The organism is Streptomyces sp. NPDC088116 (assembly GCF_044741745.1).
Taxonomy (GTDB): Bacteria; Actinomycetota; Actinomycetes; order Streptomycetales; family Streptomycetaceae; genus Streptomyces.
Genome location: NZ_JBIUTF010000004.1, coordinates 642308 through 664840, shown reverse-complemented (window position 1 = coordinate 664840; position 22533 = coordinate 642308). Strand labels below are relative to the sequence as shown.

General features: G+C 72.3%; 12 protein-coding genes. 11 read left to right on the top strand and 1 reads right to left on the bottom strand.

The genetic code is table 11. The features are described from left to right. The first annotated feature begins 62 nt into the window (after nt 1–62). From ACIOJD_RS19825 to argF, 11 genes are all read left to right on the top strand, one after another. The gene (locus tag ACIOJD_RS19825; RefSeq protein ID WP_401915130.1) at nt 63–1058 is read left to right on the top strand and encodes a hypothetical protein; all 996 of its coding nucleotides are present in this window, start codon (nt 63–65) and stop codon (nt 1056–1058) included. Further along, nucleotides 1055–3424 carry a hypothetical protein gene (locus tag ACIOJD_RS19820; protein WP_401915129.1) on the top strand — a complete coding sequence of 790 codons (2370 nt, stop codon included), beginning with the start codon at nt 1055–1057 and terminating at the stop codon, nt 3422–3424. The genes ACIOJD_RS19825 and ACIOJD_RS19820 overlap by 4 nt, the downstream gene beginning before the upstream one ends. Beyond that, nucleotides 3421–5085, top strand: coding sequence for a hypothetical protein (locus ACIOJD_RS19815; protein WP_401915126.1), 1665 nt, complete (start codon nt 3421–3423; stop codon nt 5083–5085). The genes ACIOJD_RS19820 and ACIOJD_RS19815 overlap by 4 nt, the downstream gene beginning before the upstream one ends. Next, nucleotides 5082–5588, top strand: coding sequence for a Pycsar system effector family protein (locus ACIOJD_RS19810; protein ID WP_401915124.1), 507 nt, complete (start codon nt 5082–5084; stop codon nt 5586–5588). Before ACIOJD_RS19815 ends, ACIOJD_RS19810 begins: the two co-directional genes overlap by 4 nt. A gap of 72 nt (nt 5589–5660) precedes the next feature. Continuing rightward, the gene (locus ACIOJD_RS19805) at nt 5661–8303 is read left to right on the top strand and encodes a VWA domain-containing protein (protein WP_401915121.1); all 2643 of its coding nucleotides are present in this window, start codon (nt 5661–5663) and stop codon (nt 8301–8303) included. A 49-nt stretch (nt 8304–8352) separates the two neighbouring features. After that, nucleotides 8353–12126 carry a tubulin-like doman-containing protein gene (locus ACIOJD_RS19800; RefSeq protein WP_401915119.1) on the top strand — a complete coding sequence of 1258 codons (3774 nt, stop codon included), beginning with the start codon at nt 8353–8355 and terminating at the stop codon, nt 12124–12126. Then, nucleotides 12123–14831: a hypothetical protein gene (locus ACIOJD_RS19795; RefSeq protein ID WP_401915117.1), complete on the top strand. Its 2709-nt coding sequence runs from the start codon at nt 12123–12125 to the stop codon at nt 14829–14831. The genes ACIOJD_RS19800 and ACIOJD_RS19795 overlap by 4 nt, the downstream gene beginning before the upstream one ends. Continuing rightward, nucleotides 14828–16972, top strand: a complete 2145-nt coding sequence (locus ACIOJD_RS19790) for a hypothetical protein (protein WP_401915115.1) — start codon at nt 14828–14830, stop codon at nt 16970–16972. Before ACIOJD_RS19795 ends, ACIOJD_RS19790 begins: the two co-directional genes overlap by 4 nt. Then, nucleotides 16972–19458 carry a hypothetical protein gene (locus ACIOJD_RS19785; protein ID WP_401915113.1) on the top strand — a complete coding sequence of 829 codons (2487 nt, stop codon included), beginning with the start codon at nt 16972–16974 and terminating at the stop codon, nt 19456–19458. Before ACIOJD_RS19790 ends, ACIOJD_RS19785 begins: the two co-directional genes overlap by 1 nt. Before the next feature lie 18 nt (nt 19459–19476). Further along, on the top strand, nt 19477–20709 hold the full coding sequence (locus ACIOJD_RS19780; protein WP_401915110.1) for an arginine deiminase: 1233 nt from the start codon (nt 19477–19479) through the stop codon (nt 20707–20709). A gap of 107 nt (nt 20710–20816) precedes the next feature. After that, nucleotides 20817–21842, top strand: a complete 1026-nt coding sequence (gene argF / locus ACIOJD_RS19775) for an ornithine carbamoyltransferase (protein WP_401915109.1) — start codon at nt 20817–20819, stop codon at nt 21840–21842. A gap of 36 nt (nt 21843–21878) precedes the next feature. Here the strand turns inward: argF and ACIOJD_RS19770 are convergent, their stop codons facing one another. After that, complete coding sequence (locus ACIOJD_RS19770) at nt 21879–22304, bottom strand: ATP-binding protein (protein ID WP_401915559.1); 426 nt, start codon at nt 22302–22304, stop codon at nt 21879–21881. Nucleotides 22305–22533: the final 229 nt, after the last annotated feature.

The following is a 22533-nucleotide window of genomic DNA, read 5'->3' as shown; positions in this document are numbered from 1 at the left end:
CTACATCGCCGCTCGTGACAGGCGGCCAGGCTTGACCTGTCACCACGGCACAGGGGGACTCGGTGAACGGTGTGGAAGCAGTCAGCAGACTGGTGGTCTTCGGCGACGCCTGCGGTTCGGGCACGCTGGGGATGGCAGCCAAGAAGCGCATGCGGGACGCCCTGTACGGGGCGTTCGGCGAGGCGTACGGCTCGGTGGGGGTCGAGCTGGGCCGAATCCACCAGGAGGACCGGGGGGACGGCATCCTCACCGCTCTTGATCCGGGCACGCCTCCGACCCTGATGGTCGGACGCTGGCTGGAGACCCTGTACCAGTGCCTTCGTGAGCACAACTGGAGCAGTGCCGACCGGCTGCGCCTGCGGGTCGGGATGAGTCTGGGACCTGTGCTCGACGACGGCAGAGGGCTGGTGGGCAGGGCTGTCGACCTTGCCTGCCGGCTCTGTGACAGCCCCACCGCCAAGCAGATCATGGTCGATGCGCCCGGCGCGGATCTGCTGCTGGTCGTCACCGACTGGCTGTACGCCAACGTGGTGGCGGAGGGCGGGCGTTATGTGGAGCCCGAGCACTACCGGAGCGCTCGCGTCCGGTCCAAGGAGACGGACGAGACCGCCTGGTTCCACATCCCGCGGTTATCCGCGCCCCCTGTCCCACGGCTTTCCGAGCCGTCGGAGCCGGGGGGCACGGCGCGGCACAAGACCGGCGGTGGGCCGACATTGGGGGACGGCCCACCGCCACCTGGGCCCGGACCTGCGGATGGTCCACGGTTACCTGAGCCGGGACCCGGGGGCGGCCCACGGTCGGCCGGGCCCGCACCGGGCGAGCGCCCGCGGTCGTCCGGCGCCGGACGGACGATCAACGCCCAGGGCGACATGCAGTACTTCGAAGGCAACGTGATCCACGGGGGATTCACCGGATTCAGCAAGGGATCCGACCGATCCCAGCGATCCGACCGGTCCGACGATTCCGAGCGATCCGAGCGATCCGAGCGGTCCGAGCGATCCGACGGACCAGAGCGGCCCGACCGCACCACCGGCACGGAGTCCGGTGATGGCGCATGAGCGACCTGGACGAGGCTCCGGCCGCTCCCGAGGCGCCGAACGAGGAGCCCAGACCCGCACAGTCGAACAAGCCGGGCCAGGGCAACAAACCGGGCCAGGGCAACAAGCCGTCACCGGGCAACAAGCCGTCGCAGTCCTCGGGGGACGGCCAGACGGACAGTCCGGAGCAGCCCGAGGCCAATCCGTTCGACCACGCGGGGCGCAACCCGCTCGGGGACGCCGGCGGCACCGGAGGTTCCGGTACCGCGCACGCCGCCCGCCGTACGTTCGCGGCCGGCCACCCGGGGCGGACCGTCAACTTCGGCGCGGACGGTCAGTACTTCGAAGGCTCCACCTTCATCAGCCAGTTCGGTGTCGCCGGCGGCCATGTCATGGTCCAGGGACCCGTCCACGCCGAGGAACTGGCACGGCTCGGCGCCATCTACTGCGAGGCCGCCGGCTACCGGCGGATGAAGGAACACCTGCGCGAGCGCGGACTGCTGGTGCTGTGCGGGGAACACAACAGCGGGCGTACGACGACGGCCCTCGCCCTGCTCTCCGAGCTGGCGGACAACCGGGTGATCCGGCTGGACCCCAGCAGCAAGGTCCACGAGATCACCGGGATCAGCGAGGGGCACGGTCATCTCCTGGAGATCGAGGCCGACGACACCGGGTGGCAGGAGACGGAGCATGTCAACGGCCGCAGCCGCACACGGGTCCGCACCGCCGCACTGACCGAGTTGCATCTCGACGGCTTCAGGAGCCGGCTCGTCGCGGCGAACGCCTTCGGCGTGGTGCTGGTGGAGAGCGGCGATCTGGCGGACCGGCTGCTGCGCGGACGGTACGGAATGGCCTGCCCGCCGCCTCCCTCGGAGGACGTTCTCCTGCGCCACCTCCGGGTGGCGCTCAAGGACGAGCCCCGGGAGGCCCTCGAAGAGGCCCTGGACCTGGCCGCCCGGCCGGACGTCCAGGCGGCCCTCGGTCTGGACGAGCTGCGTCCGGGCGAGGCCGCGCGGCTCGCCGACCGTCTCGCCCTGCGTCAGAAGGGCGAGCTGACGGAGCAGCGGTTACTGGAGGACTGCTCGACCTTCGTCGGCGCGCAGGCCCGGTCCTGGTTCGCCGGGGCGGACCGGCCCGGCACCCTTCCCGAGGCCCTGCCGACGCTCAGCGCCTCCGCGTTCCGGATCGCCGTCGCGGTGTTCAACGGTTCGCCCTACAGCCTCACCGCCGAGGCCGGCGAGCAGCTGGCCTGGGAGCTGGCGGTGACCCTCGACCCCGGGACGCCCGTGGGCCGCCGGCTGTTCGGCACCCACGCGGAGGCCCGGCCGGTCGCCGCCCGGTCCGTGCTCAAGGACGGTGAACTCGACCTGGGGGACGCCCAGGTCCCGGTGCGGGCCATCCACTTGCAGGGGGAGGCGCTGGCCACCGCCGTGCTGCGGGAGGTGTGGCACGGACACCACAACACCCGTGGCCCGCTCGTGCGCTGGCTGCGGGCCCTGTGCGACGACGCGCGGCCCGTGCTGTGGGTACGGGCCTCCATCGCGGCGGGCGTGCTGTGTTCCTGGGACCTCGCCTACGGAGCCGATGAACTGGTCCTCCCCATGGCGACGGCCGACAGCCCCGTACAGCGGATGTCGGCCGCGACCGCGCTGGCCGAGGCCTCGCGGGAGCCGTCCGTACAACCGGCCGTGCGCAGCATCCTCAGGGGGTGGGCGGGCAGCGCCAACGACGAACTGCGGATCACCGCGGTCCTGGCCCACGGCTACGGGATGGCGGCCGGTTCCGTCTCCGCCTCGCTCGACGCGCTCGGCAAATCGGTGCGCGTGGACGAGGACGACGAGGACGACGACCGTACGGTCCTGCTGTCCGAGGCCTCGTTCAGTGTGACGCGGCTGCTGGCAGGACCCGATCCGGCGACCGTCGTGCACCGCCTCGAAGGCTGGCTGCGGGTGGGCCGGCGGGAGTCCGCCGACCTGGCGCTGCTGGCCGTGATCCGGGCGCTCAGGACACGTACGACCTTCCTGTGGGGCCTCCAGGACGTGCCCGGACTCGAAGGGCAGAGCGACCGGATGCTCGTCGTCGCCCTGCTGAAGGCAAGGCCCGAGCTGGCCGGGGAGCTGGCGGCCCTGGTGCGGCGCGCGCTGTCGACCGCCCGCTCCGGTGAGGTGACGCAGGACGCGCTGGCCGCACTGCTGCGCGCGGTGGCCGCAGACGGGGAGCAACTGGACCTCGCCTGCGGCCTCCTGGTCCGGCTGGCCCGGGAGCGCAGGGACCGCGACCGGCTGCGCCATCTGCTGGCGCGGCTGGTCAGGGACCCCGATGAACCACTGGACAGGACCGCCGCCCGCGCGATGTGGGACGCGGTGGGAGAGGGAGCCGAGGCATGAGTCCGTCACCGCAGTACGGAGAGCGGCGCGGGCGGGATGAGGATTCGTTCCGGCCGCGGGATGAGCACGACCGGGACGAGGAGTCGTTCCGGTCGCCGGAGCGCGACGGCCGTGACAACGGCCCGTTCCGGCCGAGGGAACCGCGTGACCGGGACGAGGAGCGGCCCCCGCAGAGGCAGCAGCAGGTCCAGGACCCGCTCCGCTCGCGCGGCCGGTACGAGGAGTCGGTCCGGCCGAGGGAGCGGCGCGGGCGGGACGAGGAGCTGTTCCAGCCGCGCGATCCCGGCGGGCCGGAGGACTATTCGCCGGACACGCGGGTCGAGCAGTACAACGAGAGTCCGGTGGGCCCGTTGGTACGGGAACGCCGGCCGCCCTACCGGCGCGAGAGCGGCCAGATCGTCGCCGTACTGCTGTACGCGAACGGTGGGCACAGCGTGGTGTGGCCGAACCGCCGCGAGGACCACGACAAGCCGATGCTGCGCCAGCCGTTCACGGTCTTCGAGGTGCTGCTGGGGCGGAACGTGACCTCGTTCGACCTGGCTCTGCCCGCCGCGGGCGACGCGCAGTTCTTCGACGCCCGGGTGGAGTGCCACTGGGAGGTCGACGATCCCTACGCCGTGGTCGACAAGCGGGTCTGGGACGTGCGCGAGCTGCTGCACGGCGAACTCCTCCTCGAACTGCGGCAGGTCTCCCGGCGTTTCCGGCTGACCGACGCGCAGCGAGCCGACGAAGCCGTCCAGGAGGAGCTGCGCAAGGGCCGTATCGAGCTGGGCCGGGACCTCGGTCTGCGCCTGACGATCCATGTGTTCATCGATCTGAGCGACGCCGTCAGGAGACGGAAGAGCGAGCGCGACGAGATCGACTTCGACATGACCAAGAACGAGGCACAGGCGGAGGCGGACCTGCGCAGGGAGGCGCTGGAACGGCGGCTGGTACGGGAGCGGGCGGCCGAGCTGGAATCGGTGCTCCGCCGGGGTGAGGAGGCCGAAATCATCAACCTCATGGCGAAGAACCCCGACAAGGAGTGGGAGATCCGCAGCGCGATCCGGGAGGAGAAGCGCGAGGGGCAGGCGGACTTCCTCAATCTCTTCAACCGGCTGCTCGACACCGGACATCTCGAACGCCATGACGTCGGTGACCAGATGTACGAGACCTTGCGGATGCTGCGGGAGAGCGGTGGGGCCGTGATCGGTGGGGTCACGGACCATTTGCTCCTCGGGCAGCCGCAGCGCCGGGAGTTGGAGGAGGGCCCCGGCTCGGGGGAACGACGACGGTACGGACGCGGCGATCGGGATCGCGAGCGAGACCGGGACCGGGACAGCGACGGGGACGGGGACGGGGACCGGGAACGGGGCCGAGAGCGGGACGGTGACCGTGACGGGCGTCGCGGCCGCGCCGAGGACCGTGACCATGACCGTGACTGGGATCGGGATCGGGATCGGGATCGGGGACGTGATCGGGACCGGGCCCCCGAGCCCCAGCGGCCCCCGTGGGACGACGAGCCCCGGGTCTACCGGCCGACGCGGGTCGAGTCCGCCGCGGAACGGGACCGTAACGACCGCCGGGACCGTGAGGAGGAACGCGACCGAGGGGACGAGCGGGGCGGCTCACGGCGTGCCGCCAGGCCGAGTTCCGACTTCGACGACTGGGGTGACGAATGAGCACAGCGACCACGGGGGCCGGCCTGTCCGAGCCCAGCGCCGACGATCTACGGTACGTGGCCGAGAGCCTGGTCACGACGGTCCGTGAGGACATAGCCAGGGCCGACACGAAGGCGGCGATCCTGCTCTCCGGGGCCATAGCCTTCTGCGCCGTCACGTTCTCCAAGGACGGACTGCCCCAGCCTCTGCCGCCGTTGACGCTGACCCTTCTGACCATCGGCGGACTCCTCTGTGTGGCCGGACTGCTGATGCTGATCTCGGTGGTCCTGCCGCGCACCCGGATCGGCGCGGACGCCACGTTCCTGCGCGATCTCACGACCGGCGCCCCGTCCGAGGCATTGAGGGCCCGGCTCACCGCGTCCGGCGAGGACATCGTGGGCTGGCTGCTGACCCAAGCGACCGTGCACGCCGCCGTGCTGGCCGCCAAGTACCGATGGCTGCGCCTGGGCGGTACCGCGCTGATGCTCGGCGCGGTGCTGATCCTGCTGAGCGAGTTGTGGTGAGAGACGATGCACATGAGAAGTAGCCGGAGAAACCAGAGAAACCAGCGGCACCCCATAAGCCTGAGCCGCCCCATGAACGGGGATCGCGGGAGAAGGGCGTCGCGCACGACGGCGCTGGCCGGCGTACTGCTGGCCCTGATCGGCACGTTCGCCGCGACGGGCGCGGTCCCCGGCAGCGCCACCGGGGCGCCGGGCGACACCCCGGCCGTCCGCGAGGGCGCCGACCCGATCGACTTCGTCGTGCTGGTCGACCAGTCGAAGAGCCTCTCCGACAAGGACCTGTCCCGCGAGGTGGAGGCCGCCGCGCTGCTCAGCCAGGGGGAGATCTCGGAGCGGTCGCGGGCAGCGGTCATCGGGTTCAGCAGCTCGGAGAAGAACGGCCAGTCAGAGGTTCGTGAGGTGTGCGAGCTGACGGTGGTCGACAAGAGTGGACGGGAGCATCTGAGCGACTGCGTCAAGCAGTTGTCCCGCCGGGACTCCACGTCCATGGGACCGGGCACCGACTTCCCGGCCGCCCTGCGCCAGGCGCTGACCCGGCTGAAGGAGAAGAGCCGCCCCGGCACGCCCAAGGTGATCTTCCTGCTCACCGACGGCCGGCTCGACGTACGGGACAGCCCGCAGTACGGAGCCGACCCGACGAGCCGTCAGAAGGAGGCGGCCGAACAGCTGACCGAGGAGCTGGGCCGGGCCCGCGAGGAGTCCGTACAGATCTGGCCGCTCGGTTTCGGCGGCGAGATCGACCGGGCCGCGCTCACCGAGATGGCCGCCGGCGGATTCCGTAACGGCTGCTCCTATCTGCCGTCCGCCACCCCGCGCATGCGGGTGCTCGACAGCTCGGCGGAGATCGACAAGGCACTTCAGGAGACCTTCGCCGCCGCGCGCTGCGCCCAGGTGGTCCAGGGGTCGATCGGCAAGCCGCCCGCCGATCTGAACGTGACCATTCCCAAGATCGCCACGGACGGGTCGATCACGGTCAGCAAACACGACCCCAAGGTGACCGCGACCTACTACGACCCGCGCGGCAAGAGGGTCCCCACGCATGGGCCGTTCGACGGATCGACCTTCGAGGTCACCGGGCAGGACGGTCCGGTCGAGGCGCTGCGGGTGAAGAACCCGCGCCCCGGCACGTGGCGTGTCCATCTGGAGGCGCCGGCTGGGCACGGCGACCGGGAGGTCGCCGTACGGGCCATCTGGCAGGGCAAGCTGCGCTCGTCCGTCCGGCTCACTCCCACCTCGCCGCGCCCCGGCGAACCGGCCGTGGTCGAGGTGCGCATGCAGACCCGGCGCGGGGTCGTCATCGACGATCCGGCCCAGCTGAAGGGGATCAAGGTCGCCGCCCGGCTCTCCGGCAGCGGCTTCGACGCGTTGACCGTGCCGCTCTCGGACAACGGCAAGGCGCCGGACGCGCGCGCCGGAGATGTCATGTTCAGCGGAAGGCTGACCGTACCGGACACGGCCACGGGGGATCTGGCGCTGACGGCCGAGATGACCGCGCCGGGGGTCACGGGCGATCAACGGCCGCTGAACGCGCGCATCACATCGGGTACGCCGCCGGTCACGGCCGAGTTGTCCGTCGAGCGGGGGAACGCGCACCCCGGTGACGTGGTGAAGGGCACCCTGGGCATCACCAACAACGGCAAGGAAGCGCGCAGGCTGCGGCTGGCCCTCGCCGACCAGGCGGCCGGATCCGGGCTGCGGATCAGCCCCGCCACGGTCGAGGTGGCGGCCGGTGAGCGCAAGAACGTCGGCTTCGGCATCACCCTCGGTTCCGCGATCGCTTCCGGCGAGGTCGGCGGCCGGGTCACGGTCGCCGACCTGGACGACGACGGGCGTGTCCTGGACAACACCTTCATCGGCGTCGTCGTGGAACCGGTACCCACCTGGTGGGAGCGGTGGTGGGGCGCCGTCGTTGCGGGAGCCGCCGTGCTGCTCGCCCTCGCCGTGTTCACGGTCGTACAGCTCGGGGCGAGGCGGCGCAGGCGCGATCTGGCCGGTGTACGGCTGGAGTTGCGCGGCGAGGGAGCCGCCTCCGACGAGCTGACCGTACGGCAGGGACAGAGCCCCGGCGGGGACTTCCACTTCGTGGTGGACCGCTCGCGGGGCGCGGCGCCTTCGCTCCAGCGCGGCGGACCGGCCGCGGCCGCCACGCACCGGCTGCGGCGCACCTCCGGCGGGGAGTTCCTGCTCCGGCCGCACCAGGGCAGGGAACGGACGCTGCGGCCGGGGGAGGCCGCGTCGCTGGGCGACGGGCTGGAGATCGTCGTTCACGACCGGCGGTCGGCCGGCCGGCCGGGCCGCCGCGACCGGACCGGTGACGACCGGAACCGCTCACGGACCGGTCGCCGTACGGCCGCGCCCGACCGTGACGGGCGCGGTGACGGACGACGGAGCGCGCGCGGTGAGGGACGGCGTGACGGACGCGGCGGGGGACGGGGACGGGGCGACGGAGGGCCTGAGGACCGGCGTGCGGACCGGCGTGAGGACCGGAGCGCGGACCGGCGTGACGGACGGGGACGTCCCGAGAACGACGACCGGCGCGACGACCGGCGCGACGACCGGCGGGGGGAGCGGCGGCGCGAGAGGGATGCGCCGCGCACCTCGGACGGCTCGTCCGGCCGTCCCCCACGCGCCCGGCGCCACGGAGACGACGGCGGCTCCCCGCCGAACACGGGGGAGCAGACCGCCGGTTCACGACCGTTCGACCCGAATTTCTGAGTGACGACGGGCCGCCGTCGCGTCGGCGGCGGCCCCAACGGGAGACGACATGAAGATCTACCAGCCCATGCTGTTCGTCGGTCTGGGCGGCACAGGGGGCAAAATCGGCGCCGAGTTGGAGCGGGGTCTGCGCCGGGAGCTGTGCGGTCCGGACGGCACCAAACTGGTGTCGGACGGCCGCCGCGCCCCGTTCCAGCTCCCGGACTGCCTCCAGTTCGTGTACGCCGACTTCAGCGAGGCGGAGCTGGAGCGACTGCCGCATCTCAGTGCCAAGGGCACCGAGGCCGCAGCGCACGCCCGTACCTCACGGGTCATCCACGATCTGCTGCCCGCCAACTACGACAGTTCGCCCGAGGTGACCCGCATGCTGCGGGTCGCCCTGCACGACGAGACGAAGGGGTGGCTGCCGCCCCACGACCGGCAGCCGCGGGTGGCGCCGCTGCACAACGGCGCCGGTCAGCTGCCCACCGTCGGCCGGGCCGCGCTCTTCGCCACCCTGCGCGGCGGGCTGGAACCGGTCCTGCGACAGCTGCGCGCGGCGATCGGCACGATCAGCCAGGCGGCCGGCGACCTGCGGGAGATGGGCGGAGGGCAGATCCGCGGCTGCGACGTGTTCGTGGCGTTCTCCGTGGCGGGCGGTACCGGCGCGGGCATCTTCTACGACTTCATGCATCTGATCGGGCACGAGTTCCGCAAGTCCAAGGTGCCCGGGGTGAAGATCTATCCGCTGGTGGTGATGCCCTCGGCGTTCCCGCCGGAGGCGGGCGGCGGCCGGGAGGCGGAACTGAACTCCGCACGGGCGCTGGTGGACCTCTCCCGGCTGGTGGACGACCAGAACGTGCCCGACGCGCAGGCCGACTTCGGGGACGTCGAGCAGCACGGCTCGCTCAGCGTGCGCTATCCGGGACAGGGCCTGGTGGCGCTGCGGCCGTCCACCGTACAGACCGCCTTCCTGTTCAGCCGGCCCTCCGGCATCAGGCCGGAGGACCTGCGCCGGTCGATCACCGCGATGGTGATGTCCCTGATCGGCACGGAGCTGGGGGACGACAACACCGCGGGCCGTACGGACGGCGACCATCAGTCGTTCGCCGCCAGCTTCGTCAACAAGAGCGTGGAGCGCTCCACCCCGTCCCGTTCCGGGATCGGGTACCGGGGCATGTCCACCAGCCTGGCGGCCTCCCTGACGGTGCCGGTGGACGACCTCGCGGAGATCGTGGCCGGCCGGCTGCTCGCGCAGGCCGTACGGGGCATGACCGACGACGCCCGGCGCGCCACCGACAACGGCACCGAGCTGGTCAGGGACATGTTCGAACGGTCCGGCATCGGGCAGCTGTGGAACAGGGACGCGCCGGAGATCGATCTGCCCGATCCGCTGCCCAAGGGCACCAAGGCGATCGGCCAGGCGCTGCGCGACCGGCTCGGTGACATGGAGGACGGACTCAGCCGGCTCGACCGGGATCTGGACCGGGACGTCCCCAGGCTGGTGGAGGACTTCAGACCGGGCAGTGGCGCCCGTGAACTGCTGGGCCAGCTGGGCCCGTTCCGGCTGGAGCGGGTGCTCACCGGACTGCCGGGGCACCCGCAGCGACCGGCCGAGGTGGGGTTCGCCGGGATGCTCGACAACCGTAAGAACGACCCCGAGCGGCCGGAGGGCGTCGAGCCGTCCGCCCCGCCGATTCCCCGGATCAGGCGCAGTGTGGCCGGCATGGTCCCGGCCCGCTGGGGCGACCCGGACGTCCAGGACGCGCTGGACGAGCAGGACGCCTGGTACCGCTGGCGCGCCAACCGGCAGTGGCATCGCGCCTGGAAGGACCACGAGTCCCGCTGGCGCCCGCCGCTGGTGCGCTCCATGAAGGAGATCGCGGAGCTGGTACGGGCGCTGCGCGCGCATGAGGAGGACGAGCGCAAGCTGTTCGCCGAACGCCGCAAGGAGCTGTACCGGGACGACCGCACCGGTGTCTCCTACCTGCTGCCTCCGCAGAACAACCTCCCGGCCTTCTACGACGACGTCTTCGACCGGCTGGCCCAGCACGAGAGCCTGCCGGAGAACACGGACGCCGCTGGACTGCTCGCCCGGCTGATCCAGCCGGAGGACTGGCAGCGCGCCCTGGACTCCGTACGCCGCTCCCCGCGCGCCGCCGTCAAGGAGATCAAGCAGGTCGTCGAGCGGCGCGTCAAGGCGCTGTTCGGTGAGGAGGGCGTGCTGGACGACCGTCCGCTGCTGCCGTCCCTGGGCGTACTGCTGCGAGCGGCGGCCGGCGACGAGGACGCGGAGGCCACCGTCGACAGCCGCTGGCTGGAGCAGTTCCGCTCCCAGCTGGCCGGCCTGCTGCCCGTGGGCTTCACGCCCGACGGCAGCGGCCCGCTGAAGGTCCTGATCGTGCACCCGCAGAGCGAGGCCGACGGCCGGGCCGCCCGGTATCTGGAGCAGCAGCTCAACCTGCCGCGCGATCCGGGCACCGCGCCGGAGTTCCGGGCCGTGGAGGCCGAGGCGATCACGGTCGTGCTGTTCCGCAGCGGGATGAGTCTCACGGACGTGTCCGAGGTCCGGCAGGCGCTGCGGCTCTGGGCGGAGGCGCGCGACGCGTCGGGCGGCGACGACTTCCTGCACTGGAGACAGCGTCTCGGCTTCCGTGACGACTGGCTGGCCAGTACGGAGGACGACCGGCGGCGCATCCTGCACCGCATCCTGAGCGCGATGTGGAACGGCCGCGTCGACACGGAGGGGGATCCCGCCTCGCCCGACCTGATCAGGATCAGGCTCCAGGACGGCGACTCCGCCACGATGACGCTGCGACTGGAGTCGTTCGACGACAACGTGTCCAGCTGGGCCGGGCTGCTGCGGGCGTACGAGCAGTGGGCCCTGCTGGACGAGGGTCAGATCATCGAGGACTTCTGCGACCGGCTGATGCGGACCCAGCCCGCCGGGCTCTCCACCACGCCCTCCGCTCCGGATCCGCTCTTCCGGATGCTGGTGCACGAGGTGGCGCCGCGCCAACTGGACCTGCTCGACGAGCTGTCCGGGCAGTTCACCGCGGAGGACGAGGAGTGGCTCGTACCGCTGCGGCACTTCTGGGAGGAGACCTTCAACGGGGCGCTCGACCTGCGCTTCCCGGGGGCCTCGCGGCCCACCCGGCCCACGCTGCGCGCGCTCGACCAGCGGCACGCGCAGGGACCGGGGGCCGCCCCTCGTACCAACGGGCACCATCGCGCGGCTCCGTCGGCGGGGCCGCGGCCTCGGACGGAATCCGCGGATGAGCGCGAGCCTTCGGCGGAATACGAGCCGCGTGGGTCGCGCGGGGCGCGCGGGACCTCAGGAGCGCGCGGGTCCTCTGAGTCTTCAGAGGCGCGTGGGCCGTCTGGAGCGCGTGGGCCGTCTGGAGCGCGCGGGTCCTCCGGGGCGCGCGGGGCACGAGGGGCGCGCGGGCCCGCCGGTGAGCGTGAGTTCTCCGAAGAGCGTGAGTACGTGGAGCCGCGTGAGTACACGGAGTCGCGTGAGTACGTCGAGCCGCGTGAGCCCTCCGTGCCGTCCCAGGGAGCCGACCCCTGGGACACCGGCCGTTGGGGCGACGGCAACCGGGACGAGAGGAGCAGGGACGAGAGGAGCAGGGACGACGGGAGCAGGAGCGACCGGAACAGGGACGAAAGGTATCGGGACGACCGGAACAGAGGCGAGAGGTATCGGGACGACCGGAGCGGGGACGACAGGCGCGGGGACGACGTCGGCTGGGGCGACGGAGACGAGGACGACGGCGGTTGGGGCGACGGCGACTGGAGCGACGCGACCAAGCGTGACGGCGGACAGGGGGGAACCCGGTCGTGATCTGGGACCACCGACACTCCACCGGGGTGGTCTGCCTCGATCTGCGCCACCGCGGCGACCCGGCGGCCGAGCGCGACGCCCTTCTGGACGTCGTGACCGAAGCGCTGGCGCGGACGCGGGCGTCCGAGGCCCGGCGTTTCCTCGTCCTTGACGACGCCGCCGAGCTGGCCGCGCATCAACTCCTCTACGAACGGCTCTACTCGTACGGACCCGCCCGGCTGCTGTGCCTGGCCGTCGACGGGCAGGACGAAGGCAAGCTGCTCCGGCCACTCGCCCTGGGACCGCCGGCCGCCGGAGTGCTCTGGATCCCCGAGGCCTTCGCCGGAGCCGGAGCCGGAGCCGGACATGGACCCGGACCCGGACCTGGACATGGACCCGGACATGGACATGGACCCGGCCCCGGACCTGGTGCCGGGCCACACGAGGGCCACGCGCTGTCGGCTTCCGAGGCGGAGACCGACGCGGCCCTGCGCCCCCTGGTCGAACTCCTCGCGGAGCCCTCCGTCTTCGACACGGTCCTCGGCGAGCTGAAACATGTTCAGCACGGGGTCGCGGTACCGGCCGTCCGGGTGCTGGAGCACGACCTGACTGAGGTGGCCAGGACCCGTGCCTGGCGGCAGGCGCTGGAACAGCTCATCGGTCAGGAGATCTCCACCCCGGCGCTCGTCACCGAGGGAGCACCGGGCACCGGTCCGGGGAGCGGCGACGCCGTCCCCGCCCAACTGGCGCCCCTGATCGGGCACGCGCTGCCCAGAAGCCTGGAGGGCCGCTCCTGGCTGGTGCCCGGCGGACCCGCCGAGAAGCGGCAGCTGGCCTGCGACCGGGCGCTGCGGGACACGGAGGACGGATACGAGCAAGTGCGCCGCGCCACCGGCCTGTTCCAGCCCCGGAGCCGCTCCGTCGACCTGCCCGAACGGCTGGAGCGGCTCGCCGACGAACTCGGTGACTACCGCGACACCATCGCGGGCGCCCTGAGCGACGGCGGCGGCGACCGGCTCCGTCCGGAGCAGCGTGCCCGCCTGCTCAAACGGGGCATCGATCTGCCGGAGATCGCCGAGGCCTCGCGCGGCACCGTCGGCCCGGGGCTGCGCACGTACACCGAGCGGCTGATCGCGTACGGACTCCCGCTGCGCTCGGTGGCGGCCCGGCTGGGCGCGCTGTCGGACCTGTCCGCCCCGGCGGGCAGCGCGGCCAGGCTCGCCCGGCTCGACGAGATCTGCTCGCCCCGGCGGCTGAGGGAGCTGGCCTCGCCCGTCCCCTTCGCGCTGAAGGGCTCGCTGTCCGTCCATGCGGCCCCGGTGTTCCTGCTGGCCCTCGTGGCCGGGCTGTGGCCGGTGTTCGGCTGGGCGCTGGGCCCGCTGACCGGTCTCGCCGCCGCGGGCGCGACGCTGTTCATGCTGCGGCGCAGGCCCAACCGTTCGTACGACGGCAGGCTGGACGGCGGTGGCAGCACCCGGTCCGGTATCCGGCTGCTCGCGGGCCTGGTGGGCGGCGTACTGGGCGCTCTGGCCGGTCAGCTGCTGGGCCTCCCGCCCTGGGCCGGGGCGACCGCGCTGTGCGTGGCCCTCGCCGCCCTGGTCCTGCTCGTCCTGCGTGACTGGACGGCGGCCGTCGACCTGTGGTGGTCGCGGACGGACGGCGAGTGGGCCGCGCGTGCCCTCGCGGACATCGACGACCTGCTGGCCGAAACGGCCGTCCACGACTGGCTGTTCGCCGACGCCCGCTACCACTGCTCGGACGGTGCCCGCGCGGTCGCCCGGCTGGTACGGAACCTGGCCGAGACCGCTGAGGAGCGGCTCGACGCCGCCGCTCCCGACGGGACCGGTGCCTGGGAGTCCGAGGCGGCCGCGCCCGCCGCCGGTCCGGTCGGCGGTGAGCCGTGGGACGCGGGCCGGAGCGAGGCCGAGCCCTGGAGCTGGGAGACCTGGGGCGACAGCGCCGCCGACGACGACTGGGCCGGAAGCATGACGCCGGCCGAACCGGCACGGGCAGCACCGGAACCGGAACCGGCTGGCGACGAGGCGCACCGGTACGGATCGGCCGCTCCGCGCGAACAGACCGGGACAGCCCTGGAGTACGACGTATCGGCGGGCTCCTGGCCGTCGGCTCCACCCGTCGACCCGCCCTGGCTGGAACGCGAGCGCGGCGACGGCGGCCCCGCCCTCGCCGGAACACTCCTCGGCGACCTCGCCGACGGAGTCTCGGGCATCCTCGCCACCCGCTGGGCCACCGTGGAGAACAATCCGGCGGAAGCGGGCCGGGCCTCCCTGCGGGCACCCATGGCCGAGGTGCTCGAAGAGGAACACGCCGCGCTGCTGCGCAACGGCGCCACCTCGCCGCCGCGCTTCGCCCGCGATCCCGGACAGCGCCCGGGGGCGGCCGAGTTGCTCGGTGTCTCCGCCGACCGGGTCGGCCAGCTGCTCGGCCCGGACGGTGGCGCGGACGGCGACGAGGCCGTGCCGCTGTGCGCGGCGGGGCACCGCCGGATGCTCTCCAAGGATCCGGCGGCGATACGGCAGATCAGGTTCGCCCCGGAGGCGATGCGCCGGGGCACCGAAGCGGATCTGCCGCACGACGGCTGGCATGCCACGGGCGAGGACGTCGTCTGGACACCGGGCGGGCGGCACGCGGGCGTACTGCGTCTGGTGCCGCTGCGCGGGGAGATCGTCCTGACCGTCCGGGGGGACCAAGGGGAAGGATCATGACCTCAGTTGACGCGGGCGCCTCGGGCCCCGCAGGTGACGACGGGGCGGGACTCGGCGCCCCACCGGAGCTCGGCTTCCTCACCCACGGCGGCGAGGCCGTCCGTATCGCCGCGCGGTGGCACGGGGACCGGCCGGCGCCGGAGACGGCGCCGCTGCTGGGCCGCGCGGTGACGCTCGGCGAAGGGTGGCGCGTCGTCCAGTACCGGCTGCCGCTCGCGGCCCAGAGCGACCCCGCCGCGTACGCGGCGCTGGAGCGCCAGGTGAGCGCCGGGGTCGCGGTGGAGCGGCGGTACGGCTCCGAGCGGTACGGCGAGGTGTTCACCCGCCTGGTCGGCTTCGACCTGGAGGCGTCGGAGCCGTTCGTCCTCTACCGCGTCCCCGACGGCGAGCCGATCGAGCGGCGCCGGGGGACGCTGACCGTCGCCGAACAGCAGCAGGTGATCGCCCAACTCGTCCTCGCCGTAAGGCTGCTGGCGGAGGTGGGGCTGGTGCACCGGGCGATCTCCCCGGGCACCGTCCGGTGGGACGGGACCCACGTACGGCTGGCCGAGCCGTACGGCGCGCTGCGTGCGGGCGAGCCCCGGGAAGCGTACGGCGCCGCCCCCTGGGCTTCGCCCGAGCAGCGGCAGGGCGTGGGACTCACCGACCACCGCGACGATCTGTGGTCCGTCGCCCAGCTCGTCTACTTCCTGCTGTCCGGCCGTCAGGGCCCCGGCTCACAACCGCCCGCCGACCTCGGTGAGTTCCGCCGGCTGGCCGCCCTCCACGAGGGCGGGGTGTTCGCCCCGCGCGCGGAACAGCGTCCCGCCGCGACCGAGTTGATGCGGCTGCTCAATGTCGGCGACCCGCTCGCCCACGCGACCACCGGAGCCGATCCGCTCAGCCGGGCACGCGCGGAGTTCGACGCCCAACGCGCCAAGAAACGCGAGGAGATGGGCTGGGACCGGCAGGCGTGGGAGGCGTGGGAGGAGCCGGGTTACGAGTATCCGCCGCCCCGGCGCACCCTGCGTTCCTGGCTCAGCGGGGGCGGCGCTGCCCCGCCTCCCGTGCGTGAGCCCGCCGCCGAGCCCCCGCCGCCGCCCCGGCGGCCCACCCTCTGCCCGCACTGCCTGCTGCCGGTCTCCCTCGACGACACCCGGCTGGTCACCCTCGACTCCAAGAAGGTGGCCAAGCCGCTGGACCTCAGCGCGGAACACCGGCCCATGCACCGGCAGGACGCCCTGCGGCAGGCCTACCAGATCTGCCCGCACGCGCCCGCGTCGGCGCAGCACTATCTGCCGGTCCCGTATCTCACCAACGGTGAGCCGCTCACCGTCGCGCTGGTGGGCAGCTCGGCGGCGGGCAAGACCCATCTGCTCGCCGCCATGCTGGGCGAGATCGAGCAGGGCGGCCTCGAACCGTACGGACTGAAATGTCTGCCCCTCAACCCCGACACCCACCGCGAGTTCCTGCGGGAGCGGGTCCAGCGCCTGCACCGGGGCAAGGTGCTCGAACGCACCGGCCAGGCGTCCTTCGCCCACTTCACCGACGGACTGCTGGTCACCGGCCCCGGCGGGACCCGGCCTGTCGTCTTCTTCGACCTCGCGGGCGAGGACCTCGCGGAGAACGGTGAGGTGACCGGCTTCCTCATGGGCGTCGGCGCGTTCATCTTCGTACTCGATCCGCTGCGGGCACTGCGCCTGCCCGCGCTCGATCCGGTGCGCGCGCGGACCAGGCTCCAGCAACGGGACCTGGGCGACGAGGCGTTCACCACCGTACTGAACCGGGTCCCGCGACCCGGCTCCTACATCGAGGCGCCGGCCGCCGTCGCGCTGAACAAGAGCGATCTCCTCCGCTTCGACCCGTCGGTCGACCGCTGGCTCGGCCGGGCCCTGCCGACGGAACTGGACGAGCGGACCTTCCGCGAGGAGAGCCGCGACGCCTACGCGTTCGCCGCGCACCACGGCAGCCCCGCCTGGCTGAAACCGTTCGACGACTGCGCGCGCTGCACGCTGCACTTCGTGGCGGCGACCGGCGCCCAGGAGCGGGGCGGCCTCTATCCGCACGGTGTCAGGCCACGCCGGGTCCTGGCACCGCTGTTGTCGATCTTCGCCATGTGCGGGCTCCTCCCCGGAGCGAATCTGAGTGAGGTGGGGACCTGATGGCCCGTCATGAGGAGCTGCTGGACCAGATCGTCTTCCGCTGGGAGGCCGACAACAGCATGGGCACCACCGGGTTCGGCCCGGTGGCCTGGTCGAACGGCCGGGACACGGCCGAGACCGTCTTCCGCCATGTCGCGCCCCTGCTGCGCACCACGGCCGCCGAGACGGTCCCGGCCCTGATCAGGCTGGAGAGCAAGGGGCGCGCCCTGCTGATCCACCGCGCCGCCCTGCCCGACCCGGACGGGCAGCCGAGCACCGTGTGCCACGCGCTGACCGGCGCGTCCGCCACTCTGGACGCCGAGACCTGCCTGGGCCTGCACGCCTGGTCGTGGGAGAACGGCGGGCTGCGGCTCGGCGAGGTGCGTGGCGGCCTGGAGCAGGTGCGGACGGCGGCGGTACTGGAGTCGGCCGAGGAGGGACGGCGCGCGCTGGTGCGCGGACTGCCGGCGCTGGAGGAGACCCTGAAGTCGGTGGCCGCCGAGATACTCCGGCGGCCGGGGCAGAAGTTCACCGTGCTGGACCGGCAGGGCGGCCGGGCCGCGCACCGGGTGCTGTGGGGGCTGTACGGGATCTTCCGGGGGATCAGGCCCAGCGGCTGGTCGTTCGCCACCCACGACACGATCGAGGAACGGTCGATCCAGTTCGTCTTCGTACGGAGCTGGGCGGGACCGGTACCGCAGAACACCGAACGGACCCGGACCGACCCCGGGGAACGGCTGGGGGACCGGGCGGAGGAGGTGGCCGGCTGGCTGGTCGACCACTATCTGCGCGGGGTCGAGCAGGGGGAGGAAAGGGAGTTCGGCGTCTCGGAGGCGCTGACCGCCGCCGTGAGCCGCCGGTCGCACCACCGCGACGGGGGCGCGCTGCTGGATGCGGCGGAGGAGGCCGTGTACAGCCTGCGCGGCCGGCCACGCAGGCTGTACACGCCGGAATCCGGTCGGTCGGAGCCGGTGCGGGAGGAGCCGGGCGGAGGCGGGAGCGCACGGGGCGAGTTCTTGCGCGACGAGTTTTTCCGGGATGAGTCTTCACGGGGCGATCGGGTGCGGCCCGACGCCGGGCGGCCCGGTCCCGTAGGAGGCGAGTCCGCGAGACCGGATTCGGGACGGCCGGAGTCTGTACGGTCGGATTCTGTACGGGGGGATTCGGGACGCCCCGACTCTGGACGAGCTGATTTTGTACGGTCGGAGCTGTCCGGGTCGGAGCCGCCGCGCACGGAGCCAGTACGCGGTGAGCCGCCGCACGCCGAGCCGGTACGCGGTGAGCCGCCGCGCACGGAGCCGGTACGCAGCGAACCCGTACGCAGCGAACCCGTACGCACCGAGCCCGTACGCAGCGAATCCGCACACAGGGCACCCGTACACGGTGACCCCGTGCACAGCGAACCCGTACGGACCGACCCGATCCGGTCGCAGCCGCCACGTGCCGAGCCGCCGCCCCGGGTTCCGTCCCCGTCCCCATCCCCATCCTCGTCTCCGTCTGCGGCGCCTCCTCCGCCGTCGAGCCCTCCCGCCCTGCGGCGGGTCGTTCCCGAGTGGCCGGACTACGCCGGGTCGGTCGGCCTTATCGCCCGCCGCCGCCTGCGGCGCGGGACGGTCGGCTACGACAAGCTCCTGGCCGTGCTGCGCACCCTGGAGGAACCGAACGCCGCACAGAAGAACGTCGCCCGCACCCTGCGCGGATGCTCCAACAGGGACCTGATCCAGGTCCTGCGGGAAGGCGGTCTGCACTACGCGGCGGTCACGCTGATCCTCAAGGAGACCGCCGCCCGGTACGGCGAGTGGGGCAAGGGGCTGCGGCTGGGCCTGTGCTTCGCGGTGCTGGACAGGAAACTGTTCGTGGCGGGCCGTCGGTGGCCGGCGTCCGAGACCCGGGCACCCCGTGAGGAGACCCAGGCCGCCAACGCCGCCGCGCTCTACCGCTGGGCCGTACGTCCACAGGCCTCACGCGATTCGCTGGTCAGCGGGCGGCTGACGACCTTGCTGCCCGAGTTGAGCAGTGGCCCGGACGCGGCGGGCCGGGCGGCGGTCCAGCAGATCCTGGAGGCGGAGAAGGGGCCGGGGATCCGGGACGAGGTCTGGCTGGCGCTCCTGCGGGCCGAGCGCCGCGACCGTACCCGGCAACAGCCGGAGATCGTCCACGAGCCTTCCCCCGACCACGAGCCTTCCCCTGCCCACGCCCCGTCCCCCGCCCACGCCCCTTCTCCCGACCGCCGGCCGCCGCGTGACCATGACACTCCACGGTCCTACGAGCCGCCCCTGTCGTACGAGTCAACTCCCGCACGGGGGCTGCCCCGTGGGTACGAGCCCCGCCAGGAGCGGTCCGCCGCCGTACCCACCGCGCCCCCGTCCCCGCCCGGTCCCGCCTCCGGACACGTCGACCATGACGAGCGTCCGTCCAGGATCGAGGACGGGCGGCTCATCGTCCTCGCCCTGACGGTCATCCTCGGGCTGGCGATCTTGGGACTGGTGGTGGTGCTGGCGATGTGATCGCGTCACGATGGGCCCATGGGATTTCGTGTGGACTCAGAGACCGGGCGGCTGCGCCGCGTCATTTTGCACCGGCCCGATCTGGAACTGAAGCGGCTCACCCCCGGCAACAAGGACGCGTTGCTCTTCGACGACGTGCTGTGGGTGCGCCGCGCCCAGGAGGAGCACGACGCGTTCGTGGAGGTGCTGCGCGGCCGGGGTGTGACGGTCCACCTCTTCGGCGATCTGCTGCGTGAGTCGCTGGAGCTGCCGACGGCGCGGCGGCTCGTACTGGACCGCGTCTTCGACGAGAAGGAGTACGGGCCGCTCGCCACCGGCCATCTGCGCGAGATCTTCGACGAGCTGCCGACGGCCGATCTGGTCGAGGCGCTGGTCGGCGGAATGACCAAGCGGGAGTTCCTGGAGCGGCACGCGGAGCCGACCTCGGTCCGCTTCCATGTGATGGGCCTCGACGACTTCCTGCTCGACCCGCTGCCCAACCATCTCTTCACCCGGGACACCTCCGCCTGGATCTACGACGGGGTGTCGATCAACGCCATGCGCTGGCCGGCCAGGCAGCGCGAGACCGTGCACTTCGAGGCGATCTACAAACACCACCCCCTCTTCACCGGGCCGGACGCCGGCGCCTTCGCCCACTGGTCGGAGGGGCAGGACGACTACCCCTCCACCATCGAGGGCGGCGACGTCCTGGTCATCGGCAGGGGAGCCGTGCTGATCGGGATGAGCGAACGCACCACGCCGCAGGCCGTCGAGATGCTGGCCCGGGGGCTCTTCGCGGCCGGTTCCGCCACCACGATCGTGGCGCTCGACATGCCCAAGCGCCGGGCGTTCATGCATCTGGACACGGTGATGACGATGGTCGACCAGGAGACGTTCATCCAGTACGAGGGTCTGGGCATGCTCCGTTCGTACACCATCCAACCGGGCGGAGACGGCAGCGAGTTGAAGGTCACCGACCACCCTCCGGAGCATATGCACCGCGCGATGGCGGCGGCCCTCGGGCTGCCGGAGATCCGGGTGCTGACCGCCACCCAGGACGTGCACTCGGCGGCGCGTGAGCAGTGGGACGACGGCTGCAACGTGCTCGCCGTCGAGCCGGGCGTCGTCGTCACCTACGAGCGCAACGTCACCACCAACACCCATCTGCGTACGCAGGGAGTCGAGGTGATCGAGATCCCCGGCAGCGAGCTGGGCCGGGGGCGCGGCGGACCCCGCTGCATGAGCTGTCCGGTCGAGCGGGATCCCGCGTAGGGGCCCCTGTCTCCGCGTCTCGCTCCGTATAGCAATGCGGAGCATCGTATATAGTTTCATGGTCTCTGTATGTGCCACCCCCCGATTCGCGTCCAGGAGCAGCCACCATGGCGATACACCTCGAAGGCCGCCACTTCCTCAAGGAGCTGGACTTCACGGCCGAGGAGTTCCGCGGCCTGATCGACCTGGCCGCGGAACTCAAGGCCGCGAAGAAGGCGGGCACCGAGGTCCAGCGGCTGCGCGGCAGGAACATCGCGCTGATCTTCGAGAAGGCGTCGACGCGCACCCGCTGCGCCTTCGAGGTGGCGGCCGCGGATCAGGGGGCGGCCACGACCTATATCGACCCGGCGGGCTCGCACATCGGGAAGAAGGAGTCGGCGAAGGACACCGCCCGGGTGCTCGGGCGGATGTTCGACGGTATCGAGTTCCGCGGCGACGCCCAGGCGACCGTCGAGGAACTCGCCGCCCATGCCGGTGTCCCCGTCTTCAACGGGCTCACGGACGAGTGGCATCCCACCCAGATGCTCGCCGACGTGCTCACGATGACCGAGTACAGCGACAAGCCCCTGACCGAGATGGCCTACGCCTATCTCGGGGACGCCCGCTTCAACATGGGCAACTCGTACCTGGTCACCGGCGCCCTGATGGGGATGGACGTGCGGATCGTCGCGCCGCGCGCCTACTGGCCGTCCGACGAGATCCTCACCCTGGCCCGCCAGGCCGCCGAGGTCAGCGGAGCCCGGCTCACCCTCACCGAGAACATCACCGAGGGCGTCGCGGGCGCGGATTTCGTGGCCACCGACGTCTGGGTGTCGATGGGGGAGCCCAAGGAGGTGTGGGACGAGCGCATCGCCGCGCTCGGTCCGTACGCCGTGACCATGGACGTCCTGCGCGCGACCGGCAACCCCGGGGTGAAGTTCCTGCACTGCCTCCCGGCCTTCCACGACCTGGGCACCGCGGTCGGGCGGGAGCTGTACGAGCGGCACGGTCTGACCGAGCTGGAAGTCACCGACGAGGTCTTCGAGTCGGCGCACTCGGTGGTCTTCGACGAGGCGGAGAACCGGCTGCACACCATCAAGGCCGTCCTGGTGGCCACCCTGGCCGCGGCGGCCACGTCCGGGGAGTCCGCGTAGTCCGGGCTCTGCGGGTGCTCGCGACTCACGTGTGGTTCACGCACTCTCCGCCCGGCGCGCGGGGAGTGTGAACCAGACGGCCTTGCCCTGATCGGTGGGGCGATGGCCGCAGGCCGCGCTGAGCGTGCTGATCAGCAGCAGGCCGCGGCCGTCCTCCTGCCAGGGATCCGGCATCGTCCCGGGGTGCGAGAGATTGCCCGGCGGAGCCGGATCGCCGTCGTGCACCTCCACCTGGCACCCGGTCGGCAGGATCTCCACGACCAGCTCGATGGGGGTTTCCCCGGTGGTGTGCTGAATGGCGTTGGCGACCAGTTCCGCGGTGAGCAGTTCCGCGGTGTCGCTGTGCGTCGGCTCGTCCAGATGTGCGAGCGCCGTACGGACCATGGCCCGCGCGAGGGGGACCGCCTCGACGCTGTGCGGAAGCGTGGCTCGCCAAGGAGAGGAGCCTGCGGCTTCGAGCATGGCGTGGGGTCCGATCGGGGCGCGGGTGCGGGCGAGGCGCGGCGGCGGGGCACTTGTATCAGGTTCAACCATACGGAGCGTGAGCGTATGGGCAAGGGGCTGGGGCCCACCGGACAAGGGACCTATGTCCTGACCGGAACGGGACCTTCGGCAGCCTACGGACGTCACCTCACGGACGTGTCACGGAAGGGTCGCAGGCGTATCGCGCGCTCGTGACGACGGTCACATC

Coding starts and splice junctions, on each gene's coding strand:
- ACIOJD_RS19820 (WP_401915129.1), top strand. CDS start 1,055: ATGAGCGACCTGGACGAGGCTCCGGCCGCTCCCGAGGCGCCGAACGAG.
- ACIOJD_RS19815 (WP_401915126.1), top strand. CDS start 3,421: ATGAGTCCGTCACCGCAGTACGGAGAGCGGCGCGGGCGGGATGAGGAT.
- ACIOJD_RS19810 (WP_401915124.1), top strand. CDS start 5,082: ATGAGCACAGCGACCACGGGGGCCGGCCTGTCCGAGCCCAGCGCCGAC.
- ACIOJD_RS19805 (WP_401915121.1), top strand. CDS start 5,661: ATGAACGGGGATCGCGGGAGAAGGGCGTCGCGCACGACGGCGCTGGCC.
- ACIOJD_RS19800 (WP_401915119.1), top strand. CDS start 8,353: ATGAAGATCTACCAGCCCATGCTGTTCGTCGGTCTGGGCGGCACAGGG.
- ACIOJD_RS19790 (WP_401915115.1), top strand. CDS start 14,828: ATGACCTCAGTTGACGCGGGCGCCTCGGGCCCCGCAGGTGACGACGGG.
- ACIOJD_RS19785 (WP_401915113.1), top strand. CDS start 16,972: ATGGCCCGTCATGAGGAGCTGCTGGACCAGATCGTCTTCCGCTGGGAG.
- ACIOJD_RS19780 (WP_401915110.1), top strand. CDS start 19,477: ATGGGATTTCGTGTGGACTCAGAGACCGGGCGGCTGCGCCGCGTCATT.
- argF (WP_401915109.1), top strand. CDS start 20,817: ATGGCGATACACCTCGAAGGCCGCCACTTCCTCAAGGAGCTGGACTTC.
- ACIOJD_RS19770 (WP_401915559.1), bottom strand. CDS start 22,304: ATGCTCGAAGCCGCAGGCTCCTCTCCTTGGCGAGCCACGCTTCCGCAC.